Annotated in this window: 18 protein-coding genes; 2 read left to right on the top strand and 16 right to left on the bottom strand. The window is 73.3% G+C overall.

Annotation, left to right across the window (positions count from 1 at the left end):
• Nucleotides 1-83 precede the first annotated feature (83 nt).
• The 14 genes from trpC to hisD form a co-directional block, all read right to left on the bottom strand.
• Entirely contained in the window at nucleotides 84-896 is an 813-nt protein-coding gene (gene trpC, locus VGN18_RS07525; RefSeq protein ID WP_327539045.1) for an indole-3-glycerol phosphate synthase TrpC, read from the bottom strand.
• Entirely contained in the window at nucleotides 893-1,585 is a 693-nt protein-coding gene (locus tag VGN18_RS07520) for a Trp biosynthesis-associated membrane protein (protein WP_327539044.1), read from the bottom strand. Before VGN18_RS07520 ends, trpC begins: the two co-directional genes overlap by 4 nt.
• Complete coding sequence (locus tag VGN18_RS07515) at nucleotides 1,582-3,084, bottom strand: anthranilate synthase component I (protein ID WP_327539043.1); 1,503 nt, start codon at nucleotides 3,082-3,084, stop codon at nucleotides 1,582-1,584. Before VGN18_RS07515 ends, VGN18_RS07520 begins: the two co-directional genes overlap by 4 nt.
• Nucleotides 3,081-3,443: a phosphoribosyl-AMP cyclohydrolase gene (gene hisI, locus VGN18_RS07510; protein WP_327539042.1), complete on the bottom strand. Its 363-nt coding sequence runs from the start codon at nucleotides 3,441-3,443 to the stop codon at nucleotides 3,081-3,083. The genes VGN18_RS07515 and hisI overlap by 4 nt, the downstream gene beginning before the upstream one ends.
• A 54-nt stretch (nucleotides 3,444-3,497) precedes the next feature.
• Nucleotides 3,498-5,105 (bottom strand): HAMP domain-containing sensor histidine kinase, encoded by a 1,608-nt coding sequence (locus VGN18_RS07505; RefSeq protein WP_327539041.1) that lies wholly within the window; start codon nucleotides 5,103-5,105, stop codon nucleotides 3,498-3,500.
• Between the two features lie 7 nt (nucleotides 5,106-5,112).
• Nucleotides 5,113-5,841 carry a response regulator transcription factor gene (locus tag VGN18_RS07500; RefSeq protein ID WP_327539040.1) on the bottom strand — a complete coding sequence of 243 codons (729 nt, stop codon included), beginning with the start codon at nucleotides 5,839-5,841 and terminating at the stop codon, nucleotides 5,113-5,115.
• 99 nt (nucleotides 5,842-5,940) lie between these two features.
• A complete protein-coding gene (locus VGN18_RS07495) occupies nucleotides 5,941-6,429 on the bottom strand; it encodes a hypothetical protein (RefSeq protein WP_327539039.1) in 489 nt (162 codons plus the stop codon).
• Between the two features lie 61 nt (nucleotides 6,430-6,490).
• Entirely contained in the window at nucleotides 6,491-7,264 is a 774-nt protein-coding gene (gene hisF / locus VGN18_RS07490; RefSeq protein WP_327539038.1) for an imidazole glycerol phosphate synthase subunit HisF, read from the bottom strand.
• Between the two features lie 82 nt (nucleotides 7,265-7,346).
• A complete protein-coding gene (gene priA / locus VGN18_RS07485) occupies nucleotides 7,347-8,066 on the bottom strand; it encodes a bifunctional 1-(5-phosphoribosyl)-5-((5-phosphoribosylamino)methylideneamino)imidazole-4-carboxamide isomerase/phosphoribosylanthranilate isomerase PriA (RefSeq protein WP_327539037.1) in 720 nt (239 codons plus the stop codon).
• Nucleotides 8,063-8,398, bottom strand: coding sequence for a hypothetical protein (locus VGN18_RS07480; RefSeq protein ID WP_327539036.1), 336 nt, complete (start codon nucleotides 8,396-8,398; stop codon nucleotides 8,063-8,065). Before VGN18_RS07480 ends, priA begins: the two co-directional genes overlap by 4 nt.
• A 10-nt stretch (nucleotides 8,399-8,408) precedes the next feature.
• A complete protein-coding gene (gene hisH, locus VGN18_RS07475) occupies nucleotides 8,409-9,011 on the bottom strand; it encodes an imidazole glycerol phosphate synthase subunit HisH (protein WP_327539035.1) in 603 nt (200 codons plus the stop codon).
• A gap of 4 nt (nucleotides 9,012-9,015) precedes the next feature.
• Nucleotides 9,016-9,609 carry an imidazoleglycerol-phosphate dehydratase HisB gene (gene hisB, locus VGN18_RS07470; protein WP_327539034.1) on the bottom strand — a complete coding sequence of 198 codons (594 nt, stop codon included), beginning with the start codon at nucleotides 9,607-9,609 and terminating at the stop codon, nucleotides 9,016-9,018.
• Nucleotides 9,602-10,696: a histidinol-phosphate transaminase gene (locus VGN18_RS07465; protein WP_327539033.1), complete on the bottom strand. Its 1,095-nt coding sequence runs from the start codon at nucleotides 10,694-10,696 to the stop codon at nucleotides 9,602-9,604. Before VGN18_RS07465 ends, hisB begins: the two co-directional genes overlap by 8 nt.
• Complete coding sequence (hisD, locus tag VGN18_RS07460; protein WP_327539032.1) at nucleotides 10,693-11,994, bottom strand: histidinol dehydrogenase; 1,302 nt, start codon at nucleotides 11,992-11,994, stop codon at nucleotides 10,693-10,695. Before hisD ends, VGN18_RS07465 begins: the two co-directional genes overlap by 4 nt.
• A 91-nt stretch (nucleotides 11,995-12,085) precedes the next feature.
• On the opposite strand from hisD, the gene VGN18_RS07455 reads away from it, so the two are divergent.
• Complete coding sequence (locus VGN18_RS07455) at nucleotides 12,086-12,763, top strand: LON peptidase substrate-binding domain-containing protein (RefSeq protein ID WP_327539031.1); 678 nt, start codon at nucleotides 12,086-12,088, stop codon at nucleotides 12,761-12,763.
• On the opposite strand, the gene VGN18_RS07450 is transcribed toward VGN18_RS07455, so the two are convergent.
• Nucleotides 12,674-13,366, bottom strand: coding sequence for a hypothetical protein (locus VGN18_RS07450; protein WP_327539030.1), 693 nt, complete (start codon nucleotides 13,364-13,366; stop codon nucleotides 12,674-12,676). The genes VGN18_RS07455 and VGN18_RS07450 overlap by 90 nt on opposite strands.
• A complete protein-coding gene (locus VGN18_RS07445) occupies nucleotides 13,363-14,001 on the bottom strand; it encodes a hypothetical protein (protein WP_327539029.1) in 639 nt (212 codons plus the stop codon). The genes VGN18_RS07450 and VGN18_RS07445 overlap by 4 nt, the downstream gene beginning before the upstream one ends.
• A 110-nt stretch (nucleotides 14,002-14,111) precedes the next feature.
• On the opposite strand from VGN18_RS07445, the gene VGN18_RS07440 reads away from it, so the two are divergent.
• Nucleotides 14,112-15,053: a hypothetical protein gene (locus tag VGN18_RS07440; RefSeq protein ID WP_327539028.1), complete on the top strand. Its 942-nt coding sequence runs from the start codon at nucleotides 14,112-14,114 to the stop codon at nucleotides 15,051-15,053.
• Nucleotides 15,054-15,073 lie beyond the last annotated feature (20 nt).

The raw sequence follows: 15,073 nt of genomic DNA, 5'->3' as shown, positions 1-15,073 counted from the left end.
ACGCCGGGCCCGAAGGACGAAGTAGTCCCCGACTCGTCTGGAGAAGTGCCCTCATCGCGGGCGGGGACCCCGGGACGGTGCGGTCAGCGGCCGGTGCGGGGGGTTGCCGGGTGGGCCCCGGCGGTGACCAGTTCGGCCACGGCGTGGCGCGGGTCGGCGCCGGTCACGAGGGTTTCGCCGACCAGCACGGCGTCGGCACCGGCGGCGGCGTACTCGATGAGGTCGCGCGGGCCGCGCACGCCCGACTCGGCGATCTTGACGATCTCGCTCGGCAGCCCGGGGGCGATGCGCTCGAAGGTCGAACGGTCGACGTCGAGGGTGCGCAGGTTGCGGGCGTTGACGCCGATGACGCGGGCGCCGGCGGCGAGGGCCCGTGATGCCTCCTCCTCGGTGTGCACCTCGACCAGCGCGGTCATGCCGAGCGACTCGACCCGCTCGAGCAAGCCGGTGAGCGCGTTCTGTTCGAGGGCGGCCACGATCAGGAGCACGACGTCGGCGCCGTGGGCGCGAGCCTCGTGCACCTGGTACGAGCCGATCACGAAGTCCTTGCGCAGCACCGGGATCTGCACCGCGGCGCGCACGGCATCGAGATCGGCGAGCGAGCCGCCGAAGCGGCGCTCCTCGGTCAGCACCGAGATGATCCGGGCGCCACCGGCCTGGTACTGGGCGGCGAGGGCGGCCGGGTCGCCGATCGAGGCGAGCGCGCCCTTCGACGGGCTGCGTCGCTTGACCTCGGCGATGACGCCGACGCCGGGGGCACGCAAGGCCGCCAACGCGTCACGCGCGGGTCGGGCCGCCGCGGCCGCTTCCTTGACGGCCTCGAGGGGCAGTGCTGCCTGGCGGCCGGCGACATCCTCACGGACGCCCGCGATGATCTCGTCCAGCACGCTTGTCATCGAGGTCGCCTCCCGTCGATGTCGTGCGCCGTCGTGCTTTCGTCGAGGGTAACCAGCGGCGGGGCGTCCCCGGTGCGCGGGTCCGATTCGTCGCCGCCGGTCGGGTCCTCACCGCGGTCCAGCGCGGTCCACAACGACGCCGCGGCCTTGGCCCGATCGGCCTCGGGATCGGCGTCGCGGGAGGGGGCGCGCTCGTAACGGGCGGCCATCGCCTGCCACCGGTGCCCGCGGCTGACGACGAGGAGTCCGGCGACGAGCACGAGCAGCCCGCAGCCGACGGACAGCCCGGCCCACGCCGCGTTCGTGGTCACCGTCGGCACGACGCCGGCGTCGATCGTCACCGTGGGGTGCTTCTCGGCGACGAGGGCGCGGGCTCGACCCGGACTCACGGCCCCGGTGGCGGCCAGCGAGCGCCACACGATTCCGATGCCGGCCAGGACCAGCGCCGCGCCGAGGAGCCGGCGGGGCACTCCGCGGGTGGCGAGCACAGCGACCACGCCGGCCAGCGCCACCAGCGCGAGCGCGGTCGGGGCGCCGTCGACGGTGCGGCCGGTCAGCTGCAGCACGTCGTCGCGCAGCGGGTGCGGCCGCGGGGTCGTGACGACCTGCCAGGTGCGCAGCGCGATCAGCAACGCCCCGGCGGCGCCGCTCAGGTCGAGGCCGAGGGCGAGGACGAATTCGCGCCTCATGTCACGGTGCGCAGCGTCTCGGCGGTCGCGATCGCCTGGAGCACGGCCCGCGCCTTGTTGTGCGTCTCCTGCTCCTCGTTGGCCGGGATGCTGTCGGCGACGATGCCGGCCGAGGCCTGCACGTAGGCGATTCCGTCGCGCATGACCGCGGTGCGGATCGCGATCGCGACGTCGAGGTCGCCGGCGGCGTCGAGGTAGCCGACGGCCCCGCCATAGACGTTGCGCCGCACCGGTTCGAGCTCGTCGATCAGCTCCATCGCCCGCACCTTGGGCGCGCCGGTCAGTGTCCCGGCCGGGAAGGTGGCCGTGAGCACGTCGAAGGCGTCCATGCCGTCGGCGACCTGCGATTCGACCGTCGACACGATGTGCCACACGTGGCTGTACCGCTCGACCGCGCCGAACTCGACGACCTCGACCGAGCCGGGCGCCGAGATGCGGCCGAGGTCGTTGCGGGCGAGGTCGACGAGCATGACGTGCTCGGCCTGCTCCTTCGGGTCGTTCATCAGTTCGGCCGCGAGCGCGGCGTCCTGCTCGGCCGTCTCACCGCGGCGGCGGGTGCCGGCGATCGGGTGCAGCACGGCCCGCTGCCCGCTCACCGTGACCAGCGCCTCGGGGCTGCAGCCGACGATGTCGACGTCGGCGGTGCGCAGGAAGTACATGTAGGGCGACGGGTTCAGCGTGCGCAGCACCCGGTAGACGTCGAGCGGGTCGGCGTCGGTCGCGGCGACGAAGCGCTGTCCGACCTGGATCTGGAACACCTCACCGGCCCGCACTGCCTCGAGCGCCTGCTCGACCGCCGGCAGGTACTCCCCCGCCGGCGTGCGCGACTCGGCGGCCTTGGGCGGCGCGGGCGAGATCGTTGCGACGGTCGGGGGCGACGGTGTCGCGAGCGCGGCCTGCATCGAGTCGAGCCGGCGCACCGCGTCGGCGTAGGCGTCGTCGAGTTCGGCGCCGCTCATGCCCGGGCGCAGCAGCGCGTTCGCGATCAGCACGACCGAGCACTCGTGGTGGTCGACGGCCGCCAGGTCGGTGACGAGCAGCATCGTCAGCTCGGGCAGGCCGAGCTCGTCGACGGCCTTGTCCGGCAGCCGCTCGATGCGCCGCACGACGTCGTAGCCGAGGTAGCCGACGAAGCCGCCGGTCAGCGGCGGTAGCCCGGGCAGCCGGGTGCCCTTCAAGGCCCGCCAGGACTTGCCGAGCGCGGCCAGCGGATCGCCCGACGTCGGCAGGTCGGCCGGCACGTCGCCCGTCCATGCCGCCTCACCGTCGACGACCGACAGGCAGGCGAGGGCGTTGACGCCGACGAACGACCAGCGCGAGAACGACGCGCCGGGCTCGGCCGACTCGAGCAGGAACGTGTTGGGCCGCCCGGCCGCGAGCTTGCGGTAGACGCCGACCGGCGTCTCGGCGTCGGCGAACAGCGTGCGGGTGATCGGGACGAGCCGATGGGTCGCGGCCAGCCGGTCGAGATCGGCCCGGCCGAGGACGGTGCTGGTCACGGGGTCACCGGCAGCGGGTCGGCGTCGAAGCAGGTGCGCTCGCCGGTGTGGCAGGCCGGCCCGACCTGGTCGACCTGCACGAGCAGCGCGTCGCCGTCGCAGTCGAGCGCCACCGACTTCACGTGCTGCGCGTGACCCGAGGTCTCGCCCTTCACCCAGTACTCCTGACGCGAGCGGGACCAGTACGTCGCGCGGCCCGTGGTGAGCGTGCGGTGCAGCGCCTCGTCGTCCATCCAGCCGACCATGAGCACCTCGCCGGTGTCGTGCTGCTGCACGACCGCCGCGACGAGGCCGGCCGGGTCGCGCTTCAGGCGCGCCGCGACGGCGGGGTCGAGCTCGGACGGGTCACGCGGCGCCATGGCGTCGATTGTGCCGAACGAGCACCACCGGGTTCGGGTCGGGCACGGCTCCGGTCACCCGGGCTGCACGCCCGGCAACCAGACCGTGACGGTGCTGCCCCCCTCGACGGTGCTGTCGAAGCGCACCGTGCCGCCGTGCGCCCGCACGATCGACGCGACGATCGACAGACCGAGGCCACTGCCTCCGCGAGCCCGGGTGCGGGCCTTGTCGGCCCGCCAGAAGCGCTCGAACACGTGCGCGGCGTCCTCGGGCGCGAGGCCGGGGCCGCCGTCGACCACCTGGATCGCGACGCCGTCGTCGACGGTGCTGCCGCGCACCAGGATCGGCCGCTCGGGCCGGGTGTGCACCGCCGCGTTCGTCACCAGGTTGCGGACGACGCGGATCAGCTGGTCGCGGTCACCGATCACCTGCGGCACCGCACCCAGCTCGATGCCGATGGCGCGGTCGGGGTAGGCCGCCCGGACCCCGCGCACCGAGTCGTCGAGCAGGTCGTCGACGTCGATCAGTTCGGTGCGCACGGTGCGGTCGGCGCCGTCGCCGCGGGCCAGCATGAGCAGGTCCTCGATCAGCCGGGACATGCGGGTGCCCTCGGACTCGATGCGGGACAGGTTGTCCTCCTCCGGGTTGCCGACGGCGCGCTGCATGCGGGCCAGCTCGGCGTAGCCGCGGATCGACGTGAGCGGTGTGCGCAGCTCGTGCGAGGCGTCGGCGAGGAACTGCCGCATGCGCTGCTCGCTCTCCAGCCGGGCGGCGAACTGGGTCTCGACGGCGCCGAGCAGCGTGTTCATCGACTCGGCGAGCTGGCCGACCTCGGTGTCCTTCTCGGTCACCGGCACGCGCCGGTCGAGGCCGGCACCCTCGGGCGACAGCTCGGCCGCGACGTCCTGGGCGGTGGTGGTGACCTCGCGCAACCGCCGCAGGCTGAATCGCACGCCGAAGGTCGTCGCACCCAGCGCGACCAGGATCGCGCCGCCACCGATCAACACTTCGATGAGGACGAGCTGTCGCAGCGTCTTGTGCACCTCGCTCGTGGACAGTCCGGAGACGACCACATAGGTGGTCGTCGGCGTCGCGAACGCGCGGGCCGCCACGCGCAGTTCGTAGCCGTCGGCGGTCCGGATGGTGCGGACGCCGTCGGGGTTGTCGACCACGGCCTGCGCCTGCTCGTCGGTGAGGTCGAGGGCCTTGAGGCTCGGGCTGGAATCGACCCCCACCTGCGGCACGCCGTTCTGGTCCAGCACCGTGACCCACTCGGTCTGCGGCGCGCGGAACCCGGACACACCGTCGCCGAGGCGACAGGTCTGGATGTTGTTGCGCAGGCAGAGGGCCAGATGGCCGCTGTTGCTCGCGACCACCGGCGCGAGCTGCTGGTCGAGCCGGTCGAGCAGGAAGGAACTCAAGGCGAAGTACGTCGCCGTGCCGATGATCACCACCAGCAACGTCACGAGCGACACCACGCCGCTCACCAGTCGCGCGGTCAGGCTGCGCGGGCCGAGGTGACGCCGCGCCGGTGGGGGGCCGGTCGGCTCCTCGTCGTACGGCGGGTCGTACGGCGGTGGTGGGTCGGACGGGCCGGGCTCACCCGGCGGCGGCGCGGTGGGCGGCGGCGGGGTGTACGGCTCGCTGCCGGGCTGGCCCGGCAGGTACTCGACGCCGCTCACCGCCGGGTCATACCCGTGGGGCCTTGATCACGTATCCGGCGCCGCGGATGGTGTGGATCAGCTTGGGCTCGACGTTGTCGATCTTCTTGCGCAGGTAGCCGATGTAGAGCTCGACGATGTTCGACTGGCCCTGGAAGTCGTACTTCCAGACGCGGTCGAGGATCTGCGTCTTGGACAGCACGACCCGCTCGTTGCGCATGAGGTAGCGCAGCAGCTCGAACTCGGTGGCGGTCAGGTGCACCTCGACGCCGGCCCGGGTGACCTCGTGGCTGTTCTCGTCCAGCTCGAGGTCGGCGACCTGGAGCACGCCCTCGCGTCCACCCTCCGGCGCCGAGCGGCGCAGCACGGCGTGCACCCGGGCCAGCAGTTCCTCGACGCTGAACGGCTTGACGACATAGTCGTCGGCGCCAGCTCGCAGGCCGACGATGCGGTCGCCCGCGGTGTCGCGCGCGGTGAGGAAGATGACCGGCACCTGGGAGCCGGCGGCGCGGAGGTTCTGCAGCACGCCCAGCCCGTCGAGGCCGGGCATCATCACGTCGAGGACGATGAGATCGGGGTCGGTCTCGGCCACCCGGGCGAGCGCGGCGGTGCCGCTGTCAGCGGTCACCGTTTCGAAGCCGTCGAAGCGCAGGGCCGACGACACCAGGTGCGTGACGTTGTCCTCGTCGTCGACGACCAGGACCCGTCGCTTGGTATTTGTCGATGGCGGCGTCTGCGTCACGGTTGCTGCACTCATTTCGCTGTCTCCCCGGATCGGTCTCAGCTCTCGCTGTGTCCATTCTCAGCGTCGCGCGTAAGCCGACCGTGGGAGTTCCCTGTGAACAGGGTAGGCGGGTCAGTGCGACGCAGGTACGACCGGAGCCGGCTCGTCGCGCCGCCGCGGCGCGTAGATCCGCTGCACGGCGCGAGGGGCGTGCCGGTCGACGTGGCGCCAGCTCGCCGGCGCGAACGCCAGGACGAGGGCGCCCAGCGCGGTCAGCGCGATGACGAAGGAGACGAACGAGCCGCCCTCGGTGCCGTCGACCAGGAAGTCGACCGCCGCGCCCAGGACGCCGAGCTGCACCAGGGCGAACAGCCAGCGGCGGCGGCCGTTGAGCAGCCACAGCAGGGCCATGATGGTGACGACGAACAGGGCGGCCGCGATGCACCCGGCGACGAACTCGCCGCCGGTCGAGGTCGTGATGTCCGGCGGCTGCACCGGGTGGATGCTGCCGTGCACCAGGAACAGCACCGCGTAGACGGCCAGGAACGGCAGCGGCGCGGCGCCGAGGGCGACCGCCCCCACCACCGTCGGCGGCGTGTCCCGCACTTCGTCGTCGTACACCTGGCACTCCTCGTCAGAAACCCGTTTTCAACACGCAGACCATACGCCGGATCGGCTGGTTTCAGCGGACGGTGACCCCGGCCTGGCGCAGGCTGTCCTTGACCGCGCCGATGGTGAGGTCGCCGAAGTGGAAGACGCTCGCCGCCAGCACGGCGTCGGCCCCGGCGGCCACCGCCGGCGCGAAGTGCTCGACCGCACCCGCTCCGCCGCTGGCGATGACCGGGACGTCGACGGCCGCCCGGACGAGCCGGATCAGCTCGAGGTCGAAGCCGTCCTTGGTGCCGTCGGCGTCCATCGAATTGAGCAGGATCTCCCCGGCGCCGAGCTCGGCGGCCCGGGTGACCCACTCGACCGCGTCGATGCCGGTGCCGCGCCGCCCGCCGTGGGTGGTGACCTCGAACCCGCTCGGGGTCGGTTCGCTACCCGCGGGCACCCGACGGGCGTCGGCGCTGAGCACCAGCACCTGCCGGCCGAAGCGCTGCGCGATCTCGGCGATGAGCTCAGGACGGGCGATGGCCGCGGTGTTGACGCCGACCTTGTCGGCCCCGGCCCGCAGCAACGCGTCGACGTCGGCCGCGCTGCGCACCCCGCCCCCCACGGTGAGCGGGATGAACACCTGCTCGGCCGTGCGGCGCACGACGTCGTAGGTGGTCTCCCGCTCCCCCGAGGACGCGGTGATGTCGAGGAACGTCAGCTCGTCGGCGCCCTGCTCGTCGTAGCGCCGGGCCAACTCGACCGGGTCGCCGGCGTCGCGCAGCCCGGCGAAGTTGACGCCCTTGACCACCCGTCCGGCATCGACGTCGAGGCACGGGATGACGCGGACGGCGAGGCTCACCCGTCCAGTCTCCCAAGCCCGCGCCACGGCGACCGCCCTGGTACGGGGCCGGCCCGGCGGACCCGGCGGATCGGGCTGCGGTCTAGCGAACCGCGGCGAGCGCCTCGGGCAGCGTGAACGCGCCGGCGTACAGCGCCTTGCCGACGATCGAACCCTCGACGCCGAGGTCGACGAGCCCGGCGATCGCGCGCAGGTCGTCGAGCGACGAGACGCCGCCGCTGGCGACGACGGGTGCGGAGGTGCGGGCGCAGACGTCGCGCAGCAGCTCCAGGTTCGGGCCGGTGAGCGTGCCGTCGCGGTTCACGTCGGTGACGACGTAGCGGGCACACCCGTCGGCGTCGAGGCGGGCCAGCGTCTCCCAGATGTCGCCGCCCTCCTGCGTCCAGCCGCGGGCGGCGAGCGTCGTGCCGCGCACGTCGAGGCCGACGGCGATCTTGTCGCCGTACCGGCCGATCGCGCGCCGCACCCACTCGGGCGACTCGAGCGCGGCCGTGCCGAGGTTGACCCGCGAGGCCCCGGTGGCCAGCGCCGCCTCGAGCGAGGCGTCGTCGCGGATGCCGCCGGAGAGCTCGACGGCGACGTCGAGCCGGCCGACGACGTCCGCCAGGAGAGCCCGGTTGTCGCCCCGACCGAACGCGGCGTCGAGGTCGACGAGGTGGATCCACTCGGCGCCGTCGGCCTGCCACTGCAGCGCGGCGTCGAGCGGGTCGCCGTACGAGGTCTCCGTGCCGGCCGCCCCCTTCACGAGACGAACCGCGGCGCCGTCGGCGACGTCGACAGCGGGCAGCAGGACGAGACTCATCGACGGCTCCGATCGAAGAACAGCAGGACGAGGACGGGTGCGCCCACGACGAAGACCAGCGCGGTGCCGATCACGTCCGAGAACGAGCGCGTGAGGATGTAGACGGTCAGCATGGCCAGCAGGACGAGAGTGGCCAGCGCGCCCCACGTCTCGCGGCGGCGGTGGAAGCCCGGCCCGTGCTGCCAGAGCCGCACCCGCTTCCAGAGCAGGGTGCGGCGCTCGCGGCGGGCCCGCTCGGCGGCGGCCTTCTGCCGGGCGATCCGGTCGGACTCGGCCCGGGCAGCGGCCACTGCCTCCCGGGCCGCGCGCGCCTGCTGGCGCTCCTTGCTCATGCCGGTCCGCTCACAGCGCGGCCAGCCAGTTCTCCAGCAGCGTCGCCCCGGCGTCGCCGGACTTCTCGGGGTGGAACTGGGTGGCGCTGACCGGGCCGTGCTCGACGGCGGCGACGAACGGCTCGCCGTGCACGGTGGTGGCGACGAGACCGTCGGTCTCGTGCACGGCGTAGGAGTGGACGAAGTAGAAGCGAGTGGCCGCGTCGAGGCCGGCGAACAGGGTGGAGCCCGCGGGGGCGGCGACGGTGTTCCAGCCCATGTGCGGCAGCACCGGCGCGTGCAGCGGCTCGACCCGCCCACGCAGCACGCCGAGGCCCTCGGTCTCGACGCCGTGCTCGACGCCGGCGTCGAAGAGCACCTGCATGCCGACGCAGATGCCGAGCACCGGACGCCCGACCGACACGCGTTCGGCGATGACCGCTCCCCCACCGATGCCGACGAGACCCTCCATGCAGGCGGCGAAGGCGCCGACGCCGGGGACGACGAGACCGTCGGCGGCGCGGGCGGCCTCGAGGTCCGCGGTCACCGACACCTGGGCCCCGATCCGCTCGAGAGCGCGCTGGGCCGAGCGGAGATTGCCCGACCCGTAGTCGAGCACGACGAGCGTCTTCACCGGACTACAGGACACCCTTGGTCGACGGGACGCCCTGCACCCGCGGGTCGAGTTCGACGGCCGCGCGCAGCGCCCGGGCCACCGCCTTGTACTGCGCCTCGGTGACGTGGTGCCAGTCGCGGCCGGCGATCACGGTGAGGTGCAGCGCGATCGCAGCGTGGTGGACGAACGACTCGAACACGTGCCGGGTCAGGGTCGTGGCGTAGTCGGGACCGATCGTGGGCGGCGCGCCCGCGGGCTCGGTGTGCACCAGGTACGGGCGGCCGGCGAGATCGACCGCGGCCTGCACCAGGCACTCGTCCATCGGGATCATCGCGTCGCCGAAGCGGCGGGTGCCGACCTTGTCGCCGGCCGCCTGCGCGAACGCCTGGCCCAACGCGATGGCGGTGTCCTCGACGGTGTGGTGCGCATCGATGTGCAGGTCGCCCTCGACCTGCACGGTGAGGTCGAACAGGCCGTGCTTGCCGAACGACGTGAGCATGTGGTCGTAGAACCCCACCCCGGTCGAGACGTCGGTGCGTCCGCTCCCGTCGAGGTCGATCTCGACGAGAACCTTCGTCTCCTTGGTCGCCCGCTCGACGCGTCCTGCTCTAACCATTTCGGACCTCTTCCAGTGCGGTGCGGAACGCCGACATCTCCTCGGGCGTGCCGATGGACACGCGCAGCCAACCGTGCGGGCCAGTCTCGCGGATGAGCACACCACGGTCGAGCAGGCCCTGCCACACGGCGTGCCGGTCGGCAAAGGTGCCGAACAGCGCGAAGTTCGCGTCGGAGTCGGCGACCTGCAGCCCGACGCCGCGCAGCCACTCGACGGTGCGGTCGCGCTCGGCCCGCAGCTCGTCGACGGCGGCGAGCAGCTCGTCGGCGTGGGCCAGCGCGACCCGCGCGACGGCCTGGGTCACCGCCGACAGGTGATACGGCAGCCGGACGATGCGCACGGCGTCGACGACCGCGCTCGACGCCGCCAGGTACCCCAGCCGCCCACCGGCCAGCGCGAACGCCTTCGACATGGTGCGGGTGACGACGAGGCGCGGATGCCCCGGCAGCAGGGTCAGCGCGCTCGGCGTGCCGCTGCGCCGGAACTCGGCGTAGGCCTCGTCGACGACCACCACACCCGGGGTGGCGTCGAGGATCGCCTGCACGTCGGCGAGGTCGAGGGCGGTGCCGGTCGGGTTGTTGGGCGACGCGAGCAGCACCACCGACGGGCGGTGCTCGGCGATCAGCTCGAGGGCGTGGGCGCGGTCGATGGCGAAGTCCTCGGCGCGCCGGCCGAGCACCCAGTTCGTGTGGGTGTTGCGGGCGTACTCGGGATACATCGAGTAGGTCGGCGCGAACGACAGCGCGGTACGCCCCGGGCCCCCGAAGGCCTGCAGCAGCTGCAGCATGATCTCGTTCGAACCGTTGGCCGCCCACACCTGGTCGACCCCGAGGCCCACACCGCCGTCGGCCGTCAGGTACGACGCCAGATCGGCCCGCAGCGCCACCGCGTCGCGGTCGGGGTAGCGGTTGAGCGTGCGCGCGGCACCGGCCACCGCCGCGGCGATCTCGGCGACGACGGCCTCGCTCGGCCCGTACGGGTTCTCGTTGACGTTCAGCGCCACCGGTACATCGAGCTGGGGGGCGCCGTAGGGCGTCTCCCCGCGCAGCTCGTCGCGCAGCGGCAGCTCGTCCAGGCCCGGATTCACCGGTTCTGCCGGATGGCGACCGCGGCGCCGTGCGCCGGCAGGTCCTCGGCCTCGGCCAGGGCGATGACGTGCGGGGCGACCTCGGCCAGCGCGTCGGCGGTGTACTCGACCAGGTGCACGCCCTTGAGGAACGACTGCACCGACAGGCCGGACGCGTGCCGCGCGGTGCAGCCGGTCGGCAGCACGTGGTTCGAGCCGGCGCAGTAGTCGCCGAGCGAGACCGGCGCGTGCGCACCGACGAAGATGCAGCCGGCGTTGCCCACCCGCTCGGCCCAGCGCCGGGCGTCGGCGGTGATGATCTCGAGGTGCTCGGCGGCGTAGGCGTCCACGACGGCCAGCCCCTGCTCGAGGTCGCGCACGATGACCGTCGCCGACTGCTCGCCCGACAGCGCGATGCGCACGCGCTCGGTGTGCTTGGTGAGCGCGACCTGCCGCTCAACCTCGGCGTCGACGGCGTCGGCGAGCTCGGGCGAGTCGGTGACGAGTACGGACGCGGCCAGGGTGTCGTGCTCGGCCTGGCTGATCAGGTCGGCGGCCACGTGCGCCGGGTCGGCGGTGGCGTCGGCCAGCACGGCGATCTCGGTCGGGCCCGCCTCGGCGTCGATCCCGACGACGCCGCGCACCAGCCGCTTGGCCGCGGCGACGTAGACGTTGCCCGGCCCGGTAATGACGTCGACCGGCTCGATGCCGAGCTCGGCGTCGCCGTAGGCGGCGAGGCCGACGGCCTGCGCCCCGCCGACGGCGTAGACCTCGTCGACGCCGAGCAGCGCGCACGCGGCGAGGATCGTCGGGTGCGGCCGGCCGCCGAACTCCTTCTGGGCCGGGGAGAACACGGCGATCGACTCGACACCGGCGACCTGCGCGGGCACGACGTTCATCACGACGCTGGACGGGTACACGGCGAGGCCGCCCGGCACGTACAGCCCGACCCGGGCCACCGCGATCCACCGCTCGGTGACCGTGCCGCCGGGCACGACCTGGACGTCGACGGTCTCGCGGCGCTGCGCCTCGTGCACGATGCGGGCCCGGCGGATCGACTCGACGAGCGCGTCCCGCACCGCGCGGTCGAGCTGGTCGAGCGCATCGGCCAGCCGCTGCGGGGTGACCCGCGGCTCGGCGACGTCGACGCCGTCGAACTTCAGCGTGGCCTCGCGCACCGCCGGGTAGCCCCGCTTCGCGATGTCCTCGACCAGCGGCGTCACCGCGGCGAGCGCCGAATGCACGTCGACGCGGGCGCGCGGCAGGGCGCGGCGCAGGTCGGCGGACCCGGTGGACGTCAGATCGAGGCGACGCAACATGCACCGGAGTTTACGGGCGCCCCGGGCCTGCGTTCGTCGGAGCGGACGTGCGGTTGCCCACCACCGCCTCGTCGCCGCGTAGCGTGGCGGCGTGGCCGAGGCGATCCCGCTGTTCCCGCTCAGCCACGTGCTGTTACCCGGCATGCCGTTGCCGCTGCACATCTTCGAGCAGCGCTACCGCAGACTGCTCGAGGACGTCTCCGACGGCCGGGGCGGGGGGCGCTTCGGGGTCGTGGCCCTGCGCAAGGGCGCCGAGGCGATCCTGCCCGGCACCGCCGACGACGGCCCCGACGTCGAGCCCATCGGCACCATCGCCGAGATCATCGAGGTCGAGCCGCAGCACGACGGCACCTCCGACCTGCTCTGTGTCGGCAGCCGGCGCTTCCGCATCACCACCGTGCTGCCCGAGGGGACGCCCTACCTGCGGGCCGAGGTCGAGTACCTCGACGAGCCCGACGGCGACCTCACGCCCGAGCTGGAGACGCGGGCCCGCGAGCTGATCGACGTCTACGACACGATGCTCACCCGCATCGCCGGGCGTGGCACCGGCGCCGAGCTGCCCGACGACGCGAACCAGCTCTCCTACCACCTCGCCGCGCGGCTGCCGTTGCCGCCGGGCGAGCGCCAGGAGCTGCTCACCGACTCGACCACGGCCGAGCGGCTGAAGCGGGTGGCCCGGTTACTGCGGCGGGAGATCGCGCTGCTGGGGCAGACCCGCAGCATCGCCGTATCGCCCACCGTCCTGCGCATGGGCACCGCCTCCAACTGACACCGGCAGCGGCGGCCGCACCCGGTCGCGCACCGGATCCGGGCGACCGAGGTCGTCGTGCACGGTGAACGCGACGCACATGCCGTAGAGCAGGGTGGCCACGGCCGGCTCCACGAAGAGCAGCCCGTGCATGTGCAGTGACAGCGGCAACTGGTCGATGATCGTGTTGGCCCCGCCGTGGAACGTCCCGCCGCCGGTGAGGTGCCCGACGAGCGCCATGAGCACCGCGCCGAGGGTGCCGCCGACGGCGAGACCCAGCATCACGAGCAGGCCGCGGTCGGCCACCCGGCGCCAGGCGACGATGCCCGCGAGCAGGCCCACGACGGCCGCGATCACCAGGAAGCGGCCGTCGCCGGCGATGAACGACTCGGTCTCGTCTGGGACGAACACCCCGGGCGAGATGACCAACGCGCGGGGACCGGGCGGGCTCCACGCGGCCCAGACCAGCCCGAGCAGGGCGCCGAGCACCACGAGGACGCCGGCCAGCACGGTGGCGGCGACGTGATCGGTCCGCGGCCCGGCGAACCGGGGTGCTGCCGGCGCGGGCGGTGGCGGCAGCGGCGCCGGGTGGGACCACCCGGCCGCGGTCACGGGTTCGCTCATCCGGCCATCGTTCCAGGGTGCGGCCCCGGGTTCCGCGGCCCGACCGGTGGCCGGGGCCCGTTGCCGGCGGCGCCGCGCAGCAGCAGGTGCACCTCGTCCAGCCGCGCCCTCGGCACGGCCCGTTCGACCTCGAACATGCGCAGCTGCTTCAGCGTCGTCGCGCGGCGCCGGCCGACGAGCCGCCAGGCCAGCAGCGGCAGCGTGACGGTGCGCCCGGGCAGACCGTTGCGCCGCAGTTCGGCCAGCACGTCCTTGTGCGTGTCGGACACGAGCGACCGCAGCTTGTCCTCGACCGGGCCGTAGCGCTCGACGGCGGTGAGCGAGCGCAGCACCGCGCGCAGGGCGAAGCGGACGCCCAACACGATCACCGCGAGGATGACGAGCAGCACAGCCAGGAACGTCACGTGCAGCAGCCACGACGACGCCGCGGCGAGGGCCAGGAGCAGCACCGTGACGACCAGCAGCGTGTTGTTCACCGACTCGCCGATCGCCCGGCCGACGAGGTAGCGGGCGAGGGCCCAGCGGCTGAAGTCGGTGCCCTGCTCGAAGGTGCCGACGTCGTCGGCCGAGACCCACGGATCGTCGCCGGAGGGGTGTTCGGGGAGCGCCGGCTGCATCTTGTCGAGGTTACTCACCGGTCGCCCGGTGGAGCCGGTGGAACTCGACGGGAGCGGGTTGAGGATCCGATCTGGGGGGAATGCCCTGTGCGAGAGCTGTATCGAGATTCGGTTACCGGAGGTCGGCAATGACCGCAGACATGACGACGAGCATCAAGGCCAGCCGGATGCGGGTGCCCCGCTCCCGCGGGGCGTTCAGCGGCTTCCTGCTGGTGATCCTCGGGGCCTGGGCGGCGCTGATCCCCTTCATCGGGCCCGCCTTCAACGTGGCCTACACACCGATGGCCGACAGCACCTGGCACTGGACGTCCGAGCGCGGCTGGCTCGAGGTGCTGCCCGGCGCGGTGGCCTTCCTCGGCGGGTTGCTGTTGCTGCGCAGTACGAGCCGTCTGGTGACCAGCCTGGGCGCCTGGCTCGGAGCGGCCGCGGGTGCGTGGCTGCTGGTCGGCCCGACGTTGGCGCCGGTGATCAACGTGAACCACGAGATCCCGGACCCGCGCCACGGCGAGAAGCTGCAGGCCCTCGACTCGCTGCTGCTCTTCTACGGCATTGGTGCGCTGATCCTGTTCATCGCGGCGGTCGGGCTGGGCCGGGTCTCGGTGCAGAGCGTGCGGGACGTCCGGGCCGCCGAGCGGCGCGCGGCCGAGGCGGCGGCCGAGGAGGAGCGCCTCGCCGAGGAGCGGCGGATCGCCGACGAGCGGCGGCTGGCCGAGGAGCGCCGCGGCGACGGTGTGCGCACCGACCAGCGCGACGGCTTCTTCGGCGAGAAGGGCCCGCACGACCGCGTGGTGGCCGGCGCGGGCGCCGGTGCGGCGGCGGGTGCCGCCGCGGGCCGGCACGGTGAACCGGCCGGGGTCGACCAGCAGGGCATCGAGCAGCAGGGACCGAACCAGAGCGGTTTCGGTGGTCAGCACGCGAGCGGGCAGCCCGACCAGCAGACGCGGCGGCTGCCGCAGACCGAGGCCGGCCCGCAGGGCGACCCGACCCAGCACGGCGGTCAGTACCCGCCTCCGCCGCCGGCGGACGGCCAGCAGAACCAGTACCCGCCGGTGGAGCCCACGCGGCGGTAGCGATCCCGGCGCGACGCTGC

The organism is Jatrophihabitans sp. (assembly GCF_036000465.1).
Classification (GTDB): Bacteria; Actinomycetota; Actinomycetes; order Mycobacteriales; family Jatrophihabitantaceae; genus Jatrophihabitans.
This window is presented reverse-complemented; position numbering and strand designations above follow the sequence as displayed.

Coding starts and splice junctions, on each gene's coding strand:
- VGN18_RS07500 (WP_327539040.1), bottom strand. CDS start 5,841: ATGAGTGCAGCAACCGTGACGCAGACGCCGCCATCGACAAATACCAAG.
- priA (WP_327539037.1), bottom strand. CDS start 8,066: ATGAGTCTCGTCCTGCTGCCCGCTGTCGACGTCGCCGACGGCGCCGCG.
- hisB (WP_327539034.1), bottom strand. CDS start 9,609: ATGGTTAGAGCAGGACGCGTCGAGCGGGCGACCAAGGAGACGAAGGTT.
- VGN18_RS07520 (WP_327539044.1), bottom strand. CDS start 1,585: ATGAGGCGCGAATTCGTCCTCGCCCTCGGCCTCGACCTGAGCGGCGCC.
- VGN18_RS07480 (WP_327539036.1), bottom strand. CDS start 8,398: ATGAGCAAGGAGCGCCAGCAGGCGCGCGCGGCCCGGGAGGCAGTGGCC.
- hisD (WP_327539032.1), bottom strand. CDS start 11,994: ATGTTGCGTCGCCTCGATCTGACGTCCACCGGGTCCGCCGACCTGCGC.
- trpC (WP_327539045.1), bottom strand. CDS start 896: ATGACAAGCGTGCTGGACGAGATCATCGCGGGCGTCCGTGAGGATGTC.
- VGN18_RS07450 (WP_327539030.1), bottom strand. CDS start 13,366: ATGAGCGAACCCGTGACCGCGGCCGGGTGGTCCCACCCGGCGCCGCTG.
- VGN18_RS07440 (WP_327539028.1), top strand. CDS start 14,112: ATGACCGCAGACATGACGACGAGCATCAAGGCCAGCCGGATGCGGGTG.
- hisI (WP_327539042.1), bottom strand. CDS start 3,443: ATGGCGCCGCGTGACCCGTCCGAGCTCGACCCCGCCGTCGCGGCGCGC.